Source organism: Halolamina sp. CBA1230 (genome assembly GCF_002025255.2).
In the GTDB taxonomy this organism is placed as follows: Archaea; Halobacteriota; Halobacteria; order Halobacteriales; family Haloferacaceae; genus Halolamina.
Window position 1 is genome coordinate 422,472 of record NZ_CP054587.1, and the last position, 17,352, is coordinate 439,823.

At 68.3% G+C, this 17,352-nt stretch carries 19 protein-coding genes and 1 tRNA gene; 8 read left to right on the plus strand and 12 right to left on the minus strand.

Going from position 1 to position 17,352, the window contains the following annotated elements; translation table 11 throughout:
* Positions 1 to 82: 82 nt before the first annotated feature.
* Genes B4589_RS02195 through B4589_RS02210 form a run of 4 tightly spaced genes read right to left on the minus strand, consistent with a single transcriptional unit; the run spans position 83 to position 2,642 of the window.
* Positions 83 to 715, minus strand: coding sequence for a 30S ribosomal protein S3ae (locus tag B4589_RS02195; protein WP_079232730.1), 633 nt, complete (start codon positions 713 to 715; stop codon positions 83 to 85).
* Entirely contained in the window at positions 712 to 954 is a 243-nt protein-coding gene (locus tag B4589_RS02200; RefSeq protein ID WP_079232731.1) for a KEOPS complex subunit Pcc1, read from the minus strand. Before B4589_RS02200 ends, B4589_RS02195 begins: the two co-directional genes overlap by 4 nt.
* Positions 951 to 2,174 (minus strand): hypothetical protein, encoded by a 1,224-nt coding sequence (locus tag B4589_RS02205; protein WP_079232732.1) that lies wholly within the window; start codon positions 2,172 to 2,174, stop codon positions 951 to 953. Before B4589_RS02205 ends, B4589_RS02200 begins: the two co-directional genes overlap by 4 nt.
* A complete protein-coding gene (locus tag B4589_RS02210; protein ID WP_079232733.1) occupies positions 2,175 to 2,642 on the minus strand; it encodes a 30S ribosomal protein S15 in 468 nt (155 codons plus the stop codon).
* Between the two features lie 240 nt (positions 2,643 to 2,882).
* On the opposite strand from B4589_RS02210, the gene B4589_RS02215 reads away from it, so the two are divergent.
* From B4589_RS02215 to B4589_RS02235, 5 genes are all read left to right on the plus strand, one after another.
* Positions 2,883 to 2,954, plus strand: a tRNA-Ala gene (locus tag B4589_RS02215).
* 686 nt (positions 2,955 to 3,640) lie between these two features.
* On the plus strand, positions 3,641 to 3,781 hold the full coding sequence (locus B4589_RS18480; RefSeq protein WP_394353850.1) for a DUF6516 family protein: 141 nt from the start codon (positions 3,641 to 3,643) through the stop codon (positions 3,779 to 3,781).
* Between the two features lie 17 nt (positions 3,782 to 3,798).
* Positions 3,799 to 4,227, plus strand: coding sequence for a hypothetical protein (locus B4589_RS02225; protein WP_079232734.1), 429 nt, complete (start codon positions 3,799 to 3,801; stop codon positions 4,225 to 4,227).
* Between the two features lie 347 nt (positions 4,228 to 4,574).
* On the plus strand, positions 4,575 to 5,426 hold the full coding sequence (locus B4589_RS02230; protein ID WP_079232735.1) for an SDR family oxidoreductase: 852 nt from the start codon (positions 4,575 to 4,577) through the stop codon (positions 5,424 to 5,426).
* A 68-nt stretch (positions 5,427 to 5,494) separates the two neighbouring features.
* Positions 5,495 to 6,574, plus strand: coding sequence for an aminopeptidase (locus B4589_RS02235; protein WP_079232736.1), 1,080 nt, complete (start codon positions 5,495 to 5,497; stop codon positions 6,572 to 6,574).
* Between the two features lie 48 nt (positions 6,575 to 6,622).
* On the opposite strand, the gene B4589_RS02240 is transcribed toward B4589_RS02235, so the two are convergent.
* A complete protein-coding gene (locus B4589_RS02240) occupies positions 6,623 to 7,273 on the minus strand; it encodes a helix-turn-helix domain-containing protein (protein ID WP_079232737.1) in 651 nt (216 codons plus the stop codon).
* 83 nt (positions 7,274 to 7,356) lie between these two features.
* Here B4589_RS02240 and B4589_RS02245 point away from each other — a divergent pair, with 83 nt between their 5' ends.
* Together B4589_RS02245 and B4589_RS02250 are read left to right on the plus strand one after the other, a co-directional pair.
* On the plus strand, positions 7,357 to 8,790 hold the full coding sequence (locus B4589_RS02245; protein WP_079232738.1) for a cytochrome P450: 1,434 nt from the start codon (positions 7,357 to 7,359) through the stop codon (positions 8,788 to 8,790).
* A 41-nt stretch (positions 8,791 to 8,831) separates the two neighbouring features.
* A complete protein-coding gene (locus B4589_RS02250; RefSeq protein WP_079232739.1) occupies positions 8,832 to 9,896 on the plus strand; it encodes a polymer-forming cytoskeletal protein in 1,065 nt (354 codons plus the stop codon).
* 12 nt (positions 9,897 to 9,908) lie between these two features.
* Here the strand turns inward: B4589_RS02250 and B4589_RS02255 are convergent, their stop codons facing one another.
* The 4 genes from B4589_RS02255 to B4589_RS02270 form a co-directional block, all read right to left on the minus strand.
* The gene (locus B4589_RS02255; RefSeq protein WP_079232740.1) at positions 9,909 to 10,571 is read right to left on the minus strand and encodes a hypothetical protein; all 663 of its coding nucleotides are present in this window, start codon (positions 10,569 to 10,571) and stop codon (positions 9,909 to 9,911) included.
* Positions 10,568 to 11,146 carry a response regulator gene (locus tag B4589_RS02260; protein WP_079232741.1) on the minus strand — a complete coding sequence of 193 codons (579 nt, stop codon included), beginning with the start codon at positions 11,144 to 11,146 and terminating at the stop codon, positions 10,568 to 10,570. Before B4589_RS02260 ends, B4589_RS02255 begins: the two co-directional genes overlap by 4 nt.
* A 38-nt stretch (positions 11,147 to 11,184) precedes the next feature.
* Positions 11,185 to 14,199: a PAS domain S-box protein gene (locus tag B4589_RS02265; RefSeq protein WP_079232742.1), complete on the minus strand. Its 3,015-nt coding sequence runs from the start codon at positions 14,197 to 14,199 to the stop codon at positions 11,185 to 11,187.
* 89 nt (positions 14,200 to 14,288) lie between these two features.
* Positions 14,289 to 15,929 (minus strand): SufS family cysteine desulfurase, encoded by a 1,641-nt coding sequence (locus tag B4589_RS02270; RefSeq protein WP_079232743.1) that lies wholly within the window; start codon positions 15,927 to 15,929, stop codon positions 14,289 to 14,291.
* 77 nt (positions 15,930 to 16,006) lie between these two features.
* On the opposite strand from B4589_RS02270, the gene B4589_RS02275 reads away from it, so the two are divergent.
* Positions 16,007 to 16,363: a hypothetical protein gene (locus tag B4589_RS02275; protein ID WP_079232744.1), complete on the plus strand. Its 357-nt coding sequence runs from the start codon at positions 16,007 to 16,009 to the stop codon at positions 16,361 to 16,363.
* On the opposite strand, the gene B4589_RS02280 is transcribed toward B4589_RS02275, so the two are convergent.
* From B4589_RS02280 to B4589_RS02290, 3 genes are read right to left on the minus strand one after another with little or no spacing between them, the layout of a single operon-like run.
* Entirely contained in the window at positions 16,360 to 16,635 is a 276-nt protein-coding gene (locus B4589_RS02280; RefSeq protein ID WP_079232745.1) for a hypothetical protein, read from the minus strand. The genes B4589_RS02275 and B4589_RS02280 overlap by 4 nt on opposite strands.
* The gene (locus B4589_RS02285) at positions 16,635 to 16,913 is read right to left on the minus strand and encodes a ubiquitin-like small modifier protein 1 (protein ID WP_079232746.1); all 279 of its coding nucleotides are present in this window, start codon (positions 16,911 to 16,913) and stop codon (positions 16,635 to 16,637) included. The genes B4589_RS02280 and B4589_RS02285 overlap by 1 nt, the downstream gene beginning before the upstream one ends.
* Positions 16,910 to 17,293: a hypothetical protein gene (locus B4589_RS02290; RefSeq protein WP_079232747.1), complete on the minus strand. Its 384-nt coding sequence runs from the start codon at positions 17,291 to 17,293 to the stop codon at positions 16,910 to 16,912. The genes B4589_RS02285 and B4589_RS02290 overlap by 4 nt, the downstream gene beginning before the upstream one ends.
* Positions 17,294 to 17,352 lie beyond the last annotated feature (59 nt).

The following is a 17,352-nucleotide window of genomic DNA, read 5'->3' on the forward strand; positions in this document are numbered from 1 at the left end:
GTCGCTGGCGCGGTCGAAAAAGACGAAAAGCGCGTGAATCCGCCGTTCGTGGCCGGCCGGTGACAGCCGGCGTCGATGGGGATTACTCGATGTCGGCTTCCTCTTCCTCGACGTCCACGGAAGCCTCCTCCTCGGCCGCGACCTCCTCGGGTCGGGCTTCGAGGGTGAGCTTCTGGACCTCGACGCGGCGCAGCGGGTAGATCTCCTTGGCCTCGCCGTAGATGGCGGAGGAGACCCGCCCCTCGACGACGCTGTCGACCAGCTGTTCGAACGTTCGCTCCTCGGCGGCCTCCTCGACGATGTCGACCATCTCCGAGCGGATCGCCTTCTCCTGGGAGCGGTCGGCCTTCTGGGTCGTCAGCGCCACGGGCTGGATCTTGACGCGGTAGTCGTCCGTCGTCAGCAGCGTGACGGTGTCGGCGACCTTCGAGGCGCCGCGGCGCACCAGCGAGCGCAGGTAGTCCCGCGTGAGCTCGTACTTGATGAACTCGGTGTAGGCGGCGTCGCTGCCCACGTCGTCGATCTTGAACGTGAGCTTGCTGTTGTTCTGTCCCTGGTCGCCCTCCATCTCGCCCAGCGTGGTCTCGATGGTTCGGCCGACGACCTGGTTCGGTTCCTCCGCGACGGTCTCACCGAGTTCGGCCCGGTCGAACTGCTCGGGCGCGAGCACGGTGTACCATCGTTTGCCTTCGATCTTGGTGGATGTCTCGCTCATGGTTGAGTGGTGTCCCGAGCCGTCCCGCAGACGGCGTCGGCGACGGTGAGGTTGACGACGTAGTCGTCGACGGAGGCGGCCAGCCCGCCGGCGTCCTCGCGGACGATGGCGGTCCGGACCGTGTCGCCGTCGACGGTCGTCGTCATCGTGTCGGTGTTGTCGGGAGCGAGCGCGGCGGCCACGACACCCGCGTCGTCGTGGGTGGTGGCGATCGTCGCCTCGTGGGTCGCCTCGCTCATAGCGCCTCCCGGAACGCGTCCGTGAACTGTTCGGTGTCGGTGTCGAAGCGCGCCCAGCCAGTGTCGTCCGTGCCGTGGCCCGTGCCGTCGACCGCGTTCGCGGCGGCCGTGACGGCGTCGCCGACCCCCGACTCGCCCGCGGCGGCCGCGGCACCCTCGGTGAGGGCCAGCGCGACGGGTTCGGGCGAGCGGAACGCCCGCGCGAGGCGGGCGACCGCCGGCAGCACGTCGGCGTCGGCCTCGGTCTCGAGAACCCAGACGCCGTGGTGGCGGCGGGTCTCGGCCGACCGCAGTTGGCCGTGGACCGCCGCGCCGTACTTGCGCCAGGCCGCGAGCGCGGCGTCGGTCGCGTCGCCGGACCGCTCGCCCAGCGCCAGCGAGACGCCGGCTGCGGGGGCGGTGCGGGCGACGGCGTCCAGCACGTCGGCGTAGCCGCCGAGCGTGCGGAACGGCGCGTCGGGCGTGACGTACGGGCGGAGCGCGCGCTCGATCTCGGTCGCGGCGCGCTCGGTCGCCCCCTCGGCGGTCACGGTGTCGACGGTGACCAGCGAGGCGAACCGGCGGTCGAACTCCTCGCCGCTGCCGGCATCGTCGCCGGCAGCGTGTGAGCCGACTGCACCGGCATCGTCGCCGGCAGCGTGTGAGCCGACTGCACCGGCATCGTCGCCGGCAGCGTGTGAGCCCGTCGCGTCGTCGCCGGCGTCGAGTTCGGCGACCAGCGCGGCCGCCGCGTCCTCGTCACCCGAGAACGGGCCGTGCAGTAGCGTCGACGCCGCGAGCCCGGTCGGCACGTCGTCGGTCGGGAGCGCCAGTCCGGGCTCGCGATCGATCAGCCCCGACTCCTGTGCGGCGTCGAGCGCCGTGTCGGCGGTCCGGACCGTCTCGCCCGCGGCGATCGTGCCGGCGAGGGCGAGGATCGGGTCCGGATCGGCGCCGAGGTGACGAGCCAGCGCGAACGCAGCGGGGCTCGCCGGGTGGTCGAGGCTCGCATCCCCGTCGACGGCGGTCGGTCCGACGGCGACGGTGACGGCGTCCTCGGTGTCGACGCCCGCCTCGTCGTCGAGGCGGAGCTGGAACGGGGTGTCGGTCTCGGCACACGCCCGGGCAAGGAGGCCGGCAGCCGCGAGGCTGTCGCCGTCGCTGGCGGCGGCGACCCGAACGAAGGGTGCCCCCGACAGGGTCTCGGCGAGTGGCTCCTCGATTTGGCGCGCGCTCGACATCTACTCCTCGAGCAGCTCCTCGGCGTCCTCGGAGTTGTACTCGAACTCCTCGTCGAGTTCGTCGCCCTGGTAGTAGTTGACCAGGCGACGGATCTTGGACTCGGTGTTCTGCAGGGCGCGCTTGTTCTGGGCGTCCTGCGGGTTCCGGTCCATATGCTTGCGCAGGCGGACTGCGCGCTCCATCAGGTTCCGCAGATCCTCGGGGATGTCCGCGTCGGCGTCGTTCTCCTCGAGGATCTCGGTGACTTTCTTCCCGGTCGCCAGCTTGACGTCCGGGATGGGCGTGCCTTTCACGCCCTCGTCGCGCAGCTTCAGGCCGATCTGACTGGGGTCGTGGCCCTGCTCCGCGAGTTCGACGACGCGGGCTTCGATCTCCTCCGCGTCGACGTCGCTCCACTCCGGCGGCTCGTCTGCCGCGGGGGCGTCCGAACCGGACGACCCGCGGCGGCGTGTGTGCATTCGTGCCATTGTCTGAGTTGGAACGGCACTGACCGCGAAAAGACCGACTCCACGTCGGTACACTTCCGCAATCCCGAGCTCGGCCGGTCCGAGCGAGTCAGATTTGCGGCCGTGCTGTTCCCAACGGGGAGTGGCCGTCGAGGGGCTTAATGGCTTTGTATCCGCGCCGACATCGGTGTGGACCTCCCCCACGCCGCCCGGCCATCGAAGCCCTTAATAACCGGACCGCGGTACGAAGGAGTGCAGCGAGGGCTCGTAGATCAGTGGTAGATCATCCCCCTGGCACGGGGAAGGCCCGGGGTTCAAATCCCCGCGAGTCCACTCGAATTTTACCGGCATGCGGAGGGTTCGACAGGCAACAGTAGCGACGCTTTCGCTACCGTTTTCGGCACTTCTGGCTCAGAGCGCCGTCCATCTCAGAAAGGATTTGCACTGCATCCGGAGGGCGGGTCGACGCCCTGCCGGGGTGCGCGACAGGGGACGACCAGTAGGACGGTGCGGACGCACCGCCGTCTGCGGCCGAACGGGGGGCACGATGACGCCTCTCGAAACCGAGGCGTCCCATTCGGAGTGCCAGCACTGCGGCGCACACGTGAGTGCGGACTTCCGACAGGCTTTCGGAGGTTCCTCGAACGTCGCACTGCTGTCTCGTTGCGATAGCCGACCACGTATTCAGTCAGGAACTGCCGTGGGAGTTGCAGTCGATTGTCCCGATTCCAACGAACAAGAAAAACGAAACCGCGAACCTCGCGTCGCGGCAACTGACGTGAGCGGACTACCAACTTACTCTTCCTGGGAACTTCGTGGCGTTTTGATGGGGTTATCCCCATACGTTTATGATGGTGGGGAACAGTCCATCATACGTCGATGGGTGCTCGGGTCATACGAGATTTCACGAATACCTTCGACGGTTATGTCGAACGACAGACCATCGTCACGACGGATGACCCAGCGTACCCGTCCGGCTACAAGTACTCGCTGCACTTCGGAACGCTCGACGGCGAACCATACTTCGGTACGACAACTCCCACGAGGACACGAAAGGGCACGAGCGCCATACTGCCGATGAGGTAGAAGAAATCGATTTCCCCGGAATGATCGAACTCCTCGAACGGTTCGAGGAGGAAGTCACCGAACACAGTGCTTGAACGCCACCTTCAAACCGATGACCGACACTGAACCCACCCCCGACCGAACGCTTCACGTGTACGTGGGCGAGGAGAATCGACTCCGTGAACAGACGAAGGAGATGCTGAGGGCTGCCGAAGCCGGTGAGGAACCCGAGGACGTCGGCCCAACCCACGTGCTCAATTTCGAGTCAGAGGCCGAACTCGCGCGGCTCTTGAGTCCAGCGAACCTCGCGCTCCTCCGGGCAATTCGCCAGCACGAACCCGAGAGCATGCGTGACGCTGCGGAGATCGTCGACCGAGACTTCAAAGAGGTACACCGGAACCTCACGGAACTCTCCGAACTCGGTGTGATCGAACTGGTCGACGACGGTCGCTCGAAGCGGCCCGTCGCACAGTACGACGACATCGAGGTCCACTACTCGCTCGTCAGCGACGACGTATCGACCGAACAGGCTGGCGCGTAGTGGAGCTTGCGAGATCTGACAGTCTCCACTTCTCAGTCGATTTCCCACGTGATTACTGCACCTCGTCGATAGCCGCAGGCAGACTTCGGCGAGTTCCTGTGGTGGCAGTCGTTCGGCGAGGAACTCCAGTGCCCGGCGCTTCGCCCGGTGGTCGGCGTCGACGAGCCGACACCCGTCCAGTTTTGGGGCGGCGAGGAGGCCCTGAGCACGTCTAGGAGGAGTTCTTCGTCGGAGTCGTCGACGATGGACTCGTGAACGAAGGGCGAAATCGACGGGCGGACGGACAGCTACTCGCTGCCCCCGCTCCGGCCACCGGGAACTATACTCCCACCACCCCATCCGCCCCTATGACCCTCGCGGACCCCGACCTCTCGAACTCCACAGCGTTCATCACCGGAACGACCCGCGGCATCGGCAAACAGCTCGCGCTCGCACTCGCCGACCACGGCTGCAACGTCGTCTCGACCGGTAAGACGACCGACGACGACGACACCGAACTCGAAGGATCGATCGAGCAGACGGCCCGCGAGGTGCGCGAGCGCGGGCCCGAGGCGCTCGCGCTCGAACTCGACCTCCGCGACGAGGACCGCGTCGAGGAAGTCGTCGACGAGGCGATCGACCAGTTCGGCGAGATCGATATCGTGATCAACAACGCCAGCGCGATCCAGTTGGCGAACGTCGCCGACCTGCCGGCCGACCGGTTCGACCTCCTGACCGACGTGAACGTCCGCGGGACACACGTCGTCGCCCACGCGTTCGCCGATCACCTCGCCGACCAAGACGGGGCGTGGCTGCTGTCGAACTCGCCACCGGTCGTGACCGACCGCTCGCCGGGGAAAGCACCCTACGCGTGGTCGAAGCTCGGCATGTCGTTCATCACGCTCTCGCTCGCCGAGGAGTTAGCCAGCGACGACGTGGGCTGTAACACGTTCTGGCCGGTGACGACGATCGACACGCGTGCGACCCGTTACTTCGGTCTCGGCACCGAGGACGACTGGCGCACCCCCGACATAGTCGCCGACGCGGTGCTCGAAATCCTCGATCGCGATCCGGCGGAGTGTACGGGCAACAGCTTCTACGACGAAGCACTGCTCCGCGAGGCCGGCGTCACCGACTTCTCCGAGTACAACGTCACCGACGGCGACCCGGCGCCGATGTCGGCGCGGATGTTCGACCCCGAGTTCGAGCGCGAGGCGTAACCCCTCCATCACCTTACAGAAACCTCGTTCTGACACCTTTTTCGTCCCCCGCCGTCCAGCACCACCCCATGGACGACCGTATCCAGCGACATGCCGAGATCCTCGTCGACCACTGTACCGACGTCTCTGCCGGCGAGAACGTCGCCGTCACCGGCCCGCCCGTGGCCGAGGAGCTCGTGATCGCCGTCGCCGAGAAGCTGGGCGAGGTGGGCGCGAGCGCGTCGATCCGGCTCTCGAGCGAGCGCGCGAGCCGGGCGTACCGGCGCGCGATCGACCCCGACGACGTCGAGCTCGCGGAGCACACCCTCGCGATGGCCGAGGAGACCGACGCCTCGATCGGCATCCGCGGCTCGACCAACACCCACGAGACCGGCGACGTCGATCCCGAGACGAACACCGCCTTCGCGGCCGCCAACAAGCCCATCCAGGAGGCGACGATGGAGACCCGCTGGTGTGCGACCGCGTTCCCTGCCCCGGGCAACGCCCAGGACGCCGAGATGTCCACCGCCGCCTACGAGGAGTTCGTCTGGTCGGCCATCGACAAGGACTGGGAACAGCAGCGCGAGTTCCAGGCCCAGATGGTCGAGATCCTCGACGACGCCAGCGAGGTCCGGATCGTCTCCGGCGACACGACCGACGTGACGATGCGCGTCGACGGGATGATCACCGAGAACGACTACGGCGAGAAGAACATGCCCGGCGGCGAGGTGTACACCGCCCCCGTCAAGGACAGCGTCGAGGGCGAGGTGCTGTTCGACAAGCCGCTGATGGCGCAGGGCCGCGAGGTGGAGGGCGTCCGGCTCACCTTCGAGGACGGGGAGGTCGTCGACCACGCCGCCGAGAAGAACGAGGAGGTGCTGACGGAAGTGCTGAACACCGACGACGGCGCGCGCTATCTGGGTGAACTCGGCATCGGGATGAACCGCGACATCGACCGGTTCACCTACAACATGCTGTTCGACGAGAAGATGGGTGACACCGTCCACATGGCGATCGGCCGCGCCTACGAGTGGACCGTCCCCGAGGACCGCGAGCGCAACGACAGCGCGGTCCACATGGACATGATCGTCGACATGAGCGAGGACTCGCGCATCGAGGTCGACGGCGAGGTCGTCCAGGAGGACGGCACGTTCGTCTTCGAGGAGTAGCTGCGACGCCAGCCCGACCCCCGCAGGCGGCCGGGGAGCCGGCGTTCGTCACTCGGCCAGGAACGCCCGTACCAGCGCCGCCTCCGCCTTCCGGAGGTGTGCCCCCGCCGTCGACGACGAGCAGCCGAGTTCGTCAGCCACGTCCGCGACGGTTCCCGTCCGCGGGACGTCGTAGTACCCAACCCGCTCCGCCACCCGGACCGCCTCGCGCTGTCTGTCGGTCAACCCAACGCCTGCGAGCCGACGGCCGCCCGCGTAGGGGCCGAGGCGCCTGATCTCGACGTCGATGGGGTCGGGGACGGCCGCCAGCGCCTCGCGGAGCTGGTCCGTCGGCCCGACGACGCCGAGCGAGAGGCGCCCGCCTGAGCGGTAGACCGCCGGCGGGACCGCAAGGAACTCCGTCTCGGTGAACGCGTCGAGGAACGCCTCGAGTGACCCGCCCAGCGACTCGTGGGCCTTGAGGTAGAACCCATCCTCGCCCGGGGCGGTCTCGACCCGGCCGATCGAGTCGACCGAGCGCAGGCGGTCGAGGTACGGCTCCCGCGGCGCCGTCACCCGAAACAGCGTCACCAGCGTCCCGTCGGGCAGGCGCCGCCACGTCAGGAGCTCCGAGCGCCAGCCCTCCCCCTCGTCGAGGAACGCGTGCATCGGGTGCCGGAACGACGGCGGGAACTCGAACCGGACGTGGACGTACTGCACGGGTCGATCTACGGCACGGAGTACTTGAATACACGGATAGATCCGTGCCAACGGTGAGTTGTCCGGCTGCCCAACCCACCGGTATGAGCGAGCCGACTCAGCCCGCCCCCGACGAGTCGCCCGGACAGCCGGACGGCGATGAACTTCCGCGCCCGCCGGGGCCGGACGGCCTTCCGGTGTTCGGCAACGTCCACACGCTCGCGGACGACGCCTTCGCGTTCTACGAACGGCTCTCGAGCGAGTACGGCGGCGTCGCCAGGTACGACGTGTTCGGCACCGAAGCCTACCTCCTCACCGACCCCGAGGCCGTTCGGCGGGTGCTGGTCGACGACCACGGGCGCTACGTCAAGGGGGCGATGCCCCAGGAGCAGCTCGGGAGCCTGCTGGGCGAGGGGCTGTTCCTCGCGGAGGGCGAGCAGTGGCGGGGCCAGCGGGACGCGGTCCGGTCGGCGTTCTTCCGCGAGCGGATCGAGGCGTACGGCGACTCGATGGTCAACCACGCCAGAGCGACCGCCGACGGGTGGGACGACGGCGAGATCGTCGACGTTCACGAAGCCGCCACCGACTACGCGTTCGCCGTGCTGGCCGAGAGCCTCCTCGGCGACGACGTCGACGCCGCCCGCGGTACGGCCCGTGCTGCCGCCGAGAGCATCACCGAGCGGTTCGACACCTCGCGGCTGAGCTCGTTCCTCCCGGACTGGGTGCCGACGCCGACGCGGCGGCGCTACCACCGCCGCATCGACGCGCTCCGGGGGACGATCCGCGATCTGGTCGCCGAAAGACGAGCCGCGGGCCCAGCCGCGACCCCGGCCGACGCTGACGACCTGCTCGGCACGCTCGTCGCCGCCGCGGAGATCGGTGCGATCGACGAGGACGAACTGGTGGATAACGCCGTCACCTTCCTGTTCGCCGGCCACGAGACCAGCGCGCTCGGGCTGACGTACACGCTCTACTGTCTCGCCGGCCAGCCGGCGGTACAGGACCGTGTTCGGACGGAGGTGGCCGCGCTCGACGGCGGTGTCACGCCATCGGTGGTCCGGGACTGTCCGACGCTCACAGCGGCCGTCGACGAGGCGCTCCGGCTCTACCCGCCGGTCCACACGTTCTTCCGGGAGCCGACCGAGCCCGTCACCCTCGGCGGCTACCGGATCCCGGCCGGCGTCGTGCTCAACCTCTCGCCGTGGACGGTCCACCACGACGAGCAGTGGTGGGACGACCCCGGTTGCTACCGCCCCGACCGCTGGCTCCGAGAGACCGCCGACGGCACGGTCCGCGGCGACGACACCGCCGGTCCCGCGGTCGGCCAGCGGCCGGAGTACGCCTACTTCCCGTTCGGCGGCGGCCCGCGACACTGTATCGGGATGCGGTTCGCCCGGCAGGAGCTCCGGCTCGCGACGGCGACGCTGCTCCGGCGGTTCGAACTCGACCGTGTCACCGAGGCGCTGTCGCTGCAGGCGAGCGCGAACACCCGTCCCGCGGAGCCGGTCCGACTGCGTGTTCGGGCGCGCGAGAGGTAAGCGTGAACTACTAATACATCATCGAGCCTACTACTTCGCGTATGACCCTGCAACCCTTCGGTCGTCGCGTCGCTGCCGTCGCCGTCGTCACCGTGGTGCTCCTCTCGTCGCTCAGTGGCGTCGCTGCCGCGCAGTCGACCGGCCAGTTCGGCGACACTATCGTCGTCGGGGAGGATGAGACCGTCGACGGCATCGACGGCGTGGCCGGGACGATCGTCGTTCGAGGGACCGTAACCGGCGACGTCGCCGGCACCGCCGGCACCATCCGGATCACGGAGACCGGCACCGTCGAGGGTGACCTCCAGGCTGCTGGCGGGAGCGTGATCGTCGCCGGGACCGTCGAGGGCGACGTGCAGATCGGGGCAGGCTCGTTCGATCTGACGGACACCGGCCGGATCGGCGGGAGCCTCGACGTCGGTGCGGGCGCGGTCACTGTCGACGGCGCGGTCGCGGAGGACGTCCGCGCGGCCGGGAACACCGTCACGCTCGGCCCGAACGCCGACGTCGGCGGCGAGTTCCGCTACGACGCGGAAACGTTCGATAGAAGTCCCGACGCGGCCGTCGCGGGAGGCGTGATCGAGGATCAGAGCCTCCGAGGCGACACCGGGTTCGGTCCGTTGCCCTCCTGGATCGGAACGATCTACTCGTTGCTCACCAGCCTGCTCCTCGGCGCGCTCCTCCTGCTCGTGTTTCCGGCGTTCTCGGAGTCGGTCGTGGCCCGCGTCACCGACGGGCCGGCGGTCGCCGGCGGTATCGGGCTGCTGGCGCTGATCGCCGTCCCGATCCTGCTCGTGCTCGTCGCGGTCACGGTCGTCGGCATCCCGTTCTCGCTGGCCGGGATCGCGCTCTACCTGCTCGGACTCTGGATCGCGTCCGTCTACGGCAAGTACGCCGTGGGCCGGTGGGCGCTCGGGCTGGCCGGCACCGAGAACCGCTGGCTCGCGCTGTTGGTCGGACTGCTACTGTTCCTGCTGCTCGGGCTCGTACCGGTCGCCGGACCGATCGCGGAGTTCGCCGCCCTGCTGCTGGGGCTCGGCGCGCTAACGCTCGGCCTGCGCGCTCGCTACCACAGGGACCAGTCGACGGAGTCGACCCGGGCCGAGTGATCGTCGGAAGCGTCAGTCGAACGCCCGCCACGCCCGCGACGCGCCGGGCAGCCCCCTGATCCGGGCTTCGCGTCCCGCCTCGGTCTCTCGAAGTTCGACGACGCAGTCGAACTCGCTGGTGACCGTGTTGACCGTCTGCTCGTCGTGGACGGCAGTGTCGAGCGTGAATACGCCGATCCCATCGGTGTCCTCGATGCGGGAGGTGTAGATGTGGAGGAACTTGAACACGGTACTCCGGTCGAGATACTGCAGCAGCGTCGAGACCGAGACCAGCCCGTGTCGGATCTCGTCGATCTCCCGCCCCGCGAACCGCCGGAGCAGTTTCGCGGTGCCGATGCTGATGCCGGTGAGGTCGGCGGGCGAGGAGACGCGCTCGGTGGCGATCCGCTCGAGCGTCCGCCGACTGTCGCTGCCCGAACAGTCGATGACGGCGATCCGGTCGTGGTCGAGCGCGGGGACGTACCGCTCGAACTCGTCGAGCAGGCGCCCGGCGGAGGAGCGCGTCGTCACACACAGCACGCCGTCGTCGTCCTCGTGGCCCGCAGCCAGCAGGCGGAACGCGACCTCGCGCTTGCCGACCATCGCCGGCCCCGTGACCAGGACGTTCGTCCCGGCCGGCAGCGACCCGACGGTCTCGTCGGGGAGGGCGCCGCCGACGTCGTACTCGGAGATCATTCCTCGCCCCCCTCGTCGATCTCGCGCACGGCGCTGACGAACTCCGTGTCGGAGCGCAGGTCGCCGAGCTCGTCGTCGACGATCAGCTCGACACGCTCGATCCGGTCGATCAGTTCGTCGTACGCCTCGCTCTCTTCCAGTTCGGACGCCGACTTCTCCGATTCGAGAGCGCCCTTCCGGGCGACCAGCGAGTAGTACTCCTGCATGTCGTCGTCGAGTTCGGCGCGGTCGAACAGGCGGTCGATGGTCGACAGCAGCTCCTCGCGGTCGGGCGGCTTGGTGAGGTACGCGTCGAACCCCATCTCGAGCACGTCGAAGTCGGGGTCGACCGCGGACACCATCGCGACCCGGCAGTCGATCCCCCGTTTTCGGATCTCGGCCAGCACCTCGTCGCCGGACGTCTCGGGCATCATCCGATCGAGTAGCACCACATCGACCGACTCGTCGAGCCGTGACAGCGCCGTCTCGCCGTCCTCGGCGACGCGGACCTCGTACGACGACGCCAGCCAGCGCCGGTACGTCTCGGCCACGTCCGGCGCATCCTCGACGACGAGTACGACCCCGTTGTCGCTCATACCCGTGGCTGCACTCGCCGGGCGCAAATAGGTACGCCTCAGTCAGACCGGGGCGGCGCCGGGAGTTCGATCACGAACGTCGCGCCACCGTCCTCGTTCTCCTCGACCCACACGTCGCCGCCGTACTCCCCCACCATGGCGTCGACGAAGAAGAGGCCGAACCCCGAGCCGACGGATTTCGCGTGACCGGTGTTCCCCCGCCTGAAGATCGCCTCCGTACGGTCGTCGTCGACGCCCGTCCCGTTGTCCGCGACGCGGACGAACACCGACTCGTCATCGCGCTCGACGGTCACGGCCACCCGGAGCCCGTCGGTCTCGTTGTGTTCGATCGCGTTGGTGACGACGTTGCCCAGCACGTCGCCGAGCAGGTCGTTGGCGAGCACCACCGTCGACTCGGGGGTCTCGGTCTCGAACGTCACCTCGGGGTAGGTCGCCCGGACGCGTTCGATCTCCGCCCGGAGCTCCGTGCCGAGGTCGATCGGCTCGAGTTCGGTGTCACCCTCGCCGGTGAGCGTCCGCAGCACGGTCCGGACGCGGCCGACGATCTCCTCGACGTCGTCGCTCCACCGGACGATCGTCTCGGCGTCCCGTCGCTGCTCGCCCTCGAGTTCGGCTTCGAGGAACTCCGCACGTCCGCGGATGACGGTGACGGCGTTGAGCACGTCGTGTCGCAGGATCGAGTTGAAGAACTCCATCCGGTCGGTCTGGCGTTCGAGCAGGCGCTCGCGCTCGGCTCGCCCCAGCGCGACCTGGGCGTTCGCTGCCAGCAGCTTCGCCAGCGCGACGTCGTTGTCGCTGAACGCGTCCGACTCCCGGGAGCCAACGTTCATCACGCCGTACTCGCCCAGGGGCAGGACGAGTTCGCTCCGGAGGTCGCTGTCGGGGTTGTGGAGCCCGGATTCCTCGTGGAGGTCGGCGGCGACGATCGGATCGCCCGTCTCGTAGGCCCGCCACGAGAGGCTCTCGCCCTCGGTGTAGGTGGGGGTCTCGTCGAAGAACGCCCGCGCGGCCGCCGTCTCGGCGACCGGTTCGAGCCGCTCGCCGTCGCGGAGCCAGACGCCGGCGATCGGGTGATCGAGCACGCGCTCGACCGTCTCCACGACGATGTCACACACCGCCGTCTCGTCGCCCGCCTCGACCATCTCGCGGGTCGCCTCGTGGAGGTCGGCGATCCCCTGCTCGTGGCGCTTGCGTTCGGTCACGTCGCGGCTGTTGATCACGAACCCGTCGATAACCGAGTCCGGCGGCTGCTGGATCCCCCGTGACTCGACCCAGCACCACGAGCCGTCGGCGTGCCGGAAGCGGTACTCGACGTCGATGTTCCCGGCGCTGCCGTGAGCCAGCTCAGCGAACCGTTCGAGCACTTTCTCGCGGTCCTCGGGGTGGACGTACTCGAAAGCCGTGTCGCCGACGAGCGACTCCGGATCGTAGCCGAACACCCGTTCGGCGGAGGGGCTCTGATACTGGTAGATCCCGTTCGTGTCGAGCACGGTGAGGATGTCGTTGGACTGCTCGACGAACGCCCGGTACCGTTCCTCCTGCTCCTTGCGCTCGGTGATGTCGGTGACCGTTCCGAAGTGGTAGGTTGTGCCCTCGATCTCCGCACAGGTCGTCACTGTCTCGACGGGCACCTCCTCCCCATCGTACTCGTAGACGGTCTCCTCGGTGCGTGTCTCACCCTCCTCGAAGGAGTCCCAGTACCGCTCGAACCCCTCGCGGTTGAGGTCGGGTTTGAGCTCCCACAGCGGCATCCCGATCAGCGACTCCCTGTCCGTGCCGAGGATCTCCGCGAACGCCTCGTTCGCGTACTCGAACTCCCCGTCGTCCCCGTGGGCGGCGACGCCGACTCCGATCGTGTCGACCAACGCCTCGAGGAACTCAAGCTCCCGATCGCGCTCCTTGCGCTCGGTGATGTCGCGAACGAACGCGAGTATCTCCAGTTCGCCGCCGATGTGTGTGCGCTTGAGGCTCACCTCGCTCCAGAGGACGGTGCCGTCCGCCCGTTGGAGTGGCCAGTCGAACTGCTGTGTGGTCCCCTCGAGCACCTGCCGGATCCGCTCCATCGCCGCCTCCTGCCCGAACGACGGGTCGTCGGCGCTGATGGCCTCGATCGACGTGCCCGAGAGCCGGTCGGGGTCGTAGCCCAGCATCTCGGCGTAGCGCTGGTTCACCTGCTCCAGCGTCCCCGTCTCGGGATCGACGACCGCGATGCCGTCCTCGGCCTTGTCGAAGATGTCCCGGTACTCCGCCGGCGCGAGATCCCACTCGCCCATCCGTGCCCGCTTGGAGATGTCGCGCATGATCCCGATCAGCCGGAGCTCCCCGTCGTGTTCGAACTCGCCGAACGACACCGACAGCTGGACCGACGAGTCGTCCTTCCGGCGCGCGGTGAACAGCAGGTTCGTCCAGTCCGTCGTCCGCTCGCCGGTCTCGACGTACTGCTTGAAGGCTTCCAAGTGTGGCTCCTGCAGCCGCTCGGGCATGATCGTCGTCAGCAACTCGCCCTCGAGTTCGGCGGGCGAGTAGCCGAACACGTCCTCGACCGCCGGGTTCGCGAACCGGACCCGGCTGTCGGCGTCGATCGTCACGATGGCGTCGGCGGAGTGTTCGGTGATCGCTTGGAACTGTGTCCGGGTCCGCTCGGCCTCGTGTTCCATCCGGTCGCTCTCGACGGCGTTGACGATACGGTTGGCCAACACCGCGTACTGGCCAGACCCTCCCTCCTTCTGGAGGTAGTCGGTGACGCCCGCGGAGATAGCCTCGCTCGCGATCTCCTCGGACCCTTTCCCCGTGAACAGGATGAACGGGAGGTCCGGACCGCGGTCGCGGACGGTCTCGAGGAGCTCGATACCGTCCGTCTCCGGCATCTCGTAGTCCGAGACGACGCAGTCGAACGTCCCGTCGGCGAGCAGCTTCAGCGCCTCGTCGGCGCCGGTCGCCGTCTCGACGTCGAGTTGGTCGTCCTCCCGTTCGAGGAACGTTGCGACCAGATCCGCGAACTCCGGCTCGTCGTCGACGTGGAGAACGCGGATCGAGTCTGCGGATTGCTGCATCGTTGAGTACCCGTTGTCTGAGAGTATCTACGAACAGGGATAACCGTGTGGACCGACGGACAGGGCATCGAACGGAGCGGAGAGATCCGTTACGGCGACGAAAGGGAGTCTCCGACAGCGTGTCTGTCCGCCAGGTACTCCCGGGCCGCCTCGCGGATCACCTCCTCCGGGCCGACCACACACTCCCGGCGGAGATCCGGGAACTCCCCGTCGAGCATCGCCGCCACTTCGCCCTCCATCTCGGCGGCGTCGGCGAGCGTTCGACCCTCGAGGTACTCGGAGACGAGGCTCGCGACCGCACGGCTCACCGCACAGCTCTCGCTCTCGAACGCCAGCCGTTCGATCGTGCCGTCGGCGGCCACGTCGACGTGGAACTCCCCGTCGTCGCCGCAGGTGGTCTCCTCGGAGGATTTCACCAGCGACGGGTCGGCGAGGCTACCGGTGTTCCGGGGGTCGCGGTGGTGGTCGTACAGTCGATCGGCGTAGCGATCCCGCAGGTGGGCGTCGACTTTCGACTCGGCGCCGTCGATCGCGTCCAGCAGCCGGTCGATCTCCTCGGTCGTGTTGTACACGTAGAACGACGCCCGGACCGACCCCGGCACGTCGAGTTGGTCGTGTAGCGGCTGGGTGCAGTGGTCGCCCGCACGGACGGCGATCCCGCGCTCGTTCAGGATCGAGGAGAGGTCGTGGCCGTGGACGCCGTCGACGTTGAAGCTCACCAGCCCCGTCCGTTCCTCGCCCGGTTCCGGACCGTACGTCTCCACGTCGTCGCGGGCCGCCAGCCGTTCGAGCGCGTACTGCGCGAGGCGGTTCTCGTGCTCGCGTACCCAGTCCATCCCCAGGTCGTCGAGGTACTCCGCCGCGGCCGCGAGCGCGATCCCCTCCGCGATCGGCGGCGTGCCGGCCTCGAACTTCCAGGGGAGGCCGTTCCACGTCGAGCGGTCGAACGTGACGTGCTGGATCATCGCGCCACCGTAGAGGAACGGCTCCATCCCCTCCAGCAGCTCCTTCCGGCCGTACAGCCCGCCGATCCCCGTGGGGCCGGCCATCTTGTGGCCCGAGAACGCGAAGAAGTCCGCGCCCATCGCCTCCACGTCGACCGGCCGCGTCGGCGCGGACTGGGCGCCGTCGACGACGAGCACGGCGCCGGCGTCGTGGGCGAGCTCCGCGAACGTCCGGACCGGGAGCACCGTCCCGAGCACGTTCGAGACGTGCGGCACCGACACCAGTTCGACGTCGTCGTCGATCAGCGACTTCGCGTGTTCCTGGTCGACGTGGCCGTCGTCGGTGAGCTGTACGAACCGCAGCTCCGCGCCGGTCCGTTCGGCGACCTGCTGCCACGTCACCAGCGAGGCGTGATGCTCCATCTCCGTGGTGACGATGGCGTCGCCGGGGCCGAACTCCGGGAGTGCAAGACCGTGGGCGACGAGGTTGATGCTCTCGGTGGTGTTGCGGGTGAAGATCATCTCCTCGCGCCCGCCGCTCGCGCCGACGAACGCGGCGAGGCGGTCGTGGGCGTCCTCGTAGGCGAGCGACGCCTCGTGGCTGAGTTCGTGGATGCCGCGGTGGACGTTCGCGTTGTAGCCGGCGTAGAACGCCTCGAACGTCTCGTACACCTCTCGGGGCGTCTGCGTCGTGGCGGCGTTGTCGAGGTAGGTGAGCGGTTCGCCGTTCACCTCGCGGTCGAGGACGGGGAACGCCTCGCGCACGTCGGCGACCTGTGGGGACATGCGACCACGGTTCGTTTCGGCCGAGTTAAAAGTTCGCGAGGACAACGCCTATCCCCGGCGACTGCCATCTCCCGGTGATGGACGACGACCGCGCGTTCGCGCTCGAATCCCGGCTCACCAACCACGGCTGCTACCTCCAGTCGATCACCGTCGAGGGCGGCAGCTACGAACTCACCTACCAGTCCGCCGCCGCCGACCAGCACGGCGAGATCCCCCACCAGCAGGTCGGCGACGTGGTCAACGACTTCCGTAAGCTGTTCGACCAGCGCGACTGGCCCGTCCGGAGCGTCGAGGCGACGGTTACCGGCCTCGACGACGAGCGGCTCGGCTCGTGGCGCGCCGACGCCGAGTGGTTCGAGGCGCTGGAGGCCGGCGAGATAGACGAGGTGACGTTCTCTCGGCGCGTGCTTGACAGCCTCGAACGCGACGCCTAACCCCCCGCTCGCATCGCTTTCCGCGAGAAGTCCTCGATCAGCTCCTCGAACGCGTCCTCGCTCAGGTCGTCGGCCTCGAACACGACGGTGACCTCGGTGAGCTCCATCGAGGGTCCGATCTCGACTTTCTCCGCGGCGAGCTCGGCCCGCCAGCCGTCGCCCTCGACGGTGGTGTCGTCACCGGAACCGTCGACGGCACTGCCGCCGAGGTTCTTCAGGTAGTTCCGCGCCAGCCGTATCGAGATCCCGCGGAACTGTTTCTCGCGGCGCATCAGCCGCCGGCCACCGGCGGGAAGATGCTGAGCCGGTCGCCGTCCCCGAGTTCGGTGTCCATCCCGTCGAGGTGGAGCGCCTCGCGCCCGCTCTTGAGCACGTTGATGTGGGGCCGCAGGTCGCCGTCCTCGATCAGTTGCCCCTCGAGATCGTCGTACTCCTCCTCCAGCTCCCGGAGCACGTCGCCGATGGTCGTCCCCTCCGGAAACTCCCGTTCGACGATCTTCCCCCCGACTGCCTGCCGGAACGTCGCGAAAAACCGGAGTTCGACGTTCATTTGCCCCCGAATCGGATACCGTCCTCGACGAGGCGCTGGTTCCGCTGGCGGTCCAGCGCGTCGCCGAGATCCTCGTGGTCGTACAGTTGGGCGATCAGTTCGGCGTAGAGGTTCCGCCACGAGATGGCGTAGATCGGCGACTGCCCCCACGCCCGGAGTTCGGGGACGAACTCGTCGAACGTCTCCATCCGGCTCTCGAGGCGTTCGACGGCGTCGAGCACGTACCCCACCGCCTCGTCGTCGTCCTCGGCGGCCTCGATGGCGTCGTTGATCCGGCGTTCCCAGCCCGCGACCGCCTCGCGCATGTCCTTGCGCGCGTCGTCGTCGCCGGGCAACGAGTCGAGGATCGGTTCCGGCGCACCCAGTGAGACCGTCTCCATAGGCCCGAGTGGCACCCCGACGCGGATAAACCTCCCGACGGCGAAAACCGACGGATGGC

Bases quoted from the DNA above. Each gene is read 5' to 3' on its own strand.
- B4589_RS02195 (WP_079232730.1), bottom strand. From the start codon at position 715: ATGAGCGAGACATCCACCAAGATCGAAGGCAAACGATGGTACACCGTG.
- B4589_RS02200 (WP_079232731.1), bottom strand. From the start codon at position 954: ATGAGCGAGGCGACCCACGAGGCGACGATCGCCACCACCCACGACGAC.
- B4589_RS02205 (WP_079232732.1), bottom strand. From the start codon at position 2,174: ATGTCGAGCGCGCGCCAAATCGAGGAGCCACTCGCCGAGACCCTGTCG.
- B4589_RS02210 (WP_079232733.1), bottom strand. From the start codon at position 2,642: ATGGCACGAATGCACACACGCCGCCGCGGGTCGTCCGGTTCGGACGCC.
- B4589_RS02225 (WP_079232734.1), top strand. From the start codon at position 3,799: ATGACCGACACTGAACCCACCCCCGACCGAACGCTTCACGTGTACGTG.
- B4589_RS02230 (WP_079232735.1), top strand. From the start codon at position 4,575: ATGACCCTCGCGGACCCCGACCTCTCGAACTCCACAGCGTTCATCACC.
- B4589_RS02235 (WP_079232736.1), top strand. From the start codon at position 5,495: ATGGACGACCGTATCCAGCGACATGCCGAGATCCTCGTCGACCACTGT.
- B4589_RS02245 (WP_079232738.1), top strand. From the start codon at position 7,357: ATGAGCGAGCCGACTCAGCCCGCCCCCGACGAGTCGCCCGGACAGCCG.
- B4589_RS02250 (WP_079232739.1), top strand. From the start codon at position 8,832: ATGACCCTGCAACCCTTCGGTCGTCGCGTCGCTGCCGTCGCCGTCGTC.
- B4589_RS02255 (WP_079232740.1), bottom strand. From the start codon at position 10,571: ATGATCTCCGAGTACGACGTCGGCGGCGCCCTCCCCGACGAGACCGTC.
- B4589_RS02260 (WP_079232741.1), bottom strand. From the start codon at position 11,146: ATGAGCGACAACGGGGTCGTACTCGTCGTCGAGGATGCGCCGGACGTG.
- B4589_RS02265 (WP_079232742.1), bottom strand. From the start codon at position 14,199: ATGCAGCAATCCGCAGACTCGATCCGCGTTCTCCACGTCGACGACGAG.
- B4589_RS02270 (WP_079232743.1), bottom strand. From the start codon at position 15,929: ATGTCCCCACAGGTCGCCGACGTGCGCGAGGCGTTCCCCGTCCTCGAC.
- B4589_RS02275 (WP_079232744.1), top strand. From the start codon at position 16,007: ATGGACGACGACCGCGCGTTCGCGCTCGAATCCCGGCTCACCAACCAC.
- B4589_RS02280 (WP_079232745.1), bottom strand. From the start codon at position 16,635: ATGCGCCGCGAGAAACAGTTCCGCGGGATCTCGATACGGCTGGCGCGG.
- B4589_RS02285 (WP_079232746.1), bottom strand. From the start codon at position 16,913: ATGAACGTCGAACTCCGGTTTTTCGCGACGTTCCGGCAGGCAGTCGGG.
- B4589_RS02290 (WP_079232747.1), bottom strand. From the start codon at position 17,293: ATGGAGACGGTCTCACTGGGTGCGCCGGAACCGATCCTCGACTCGTTG.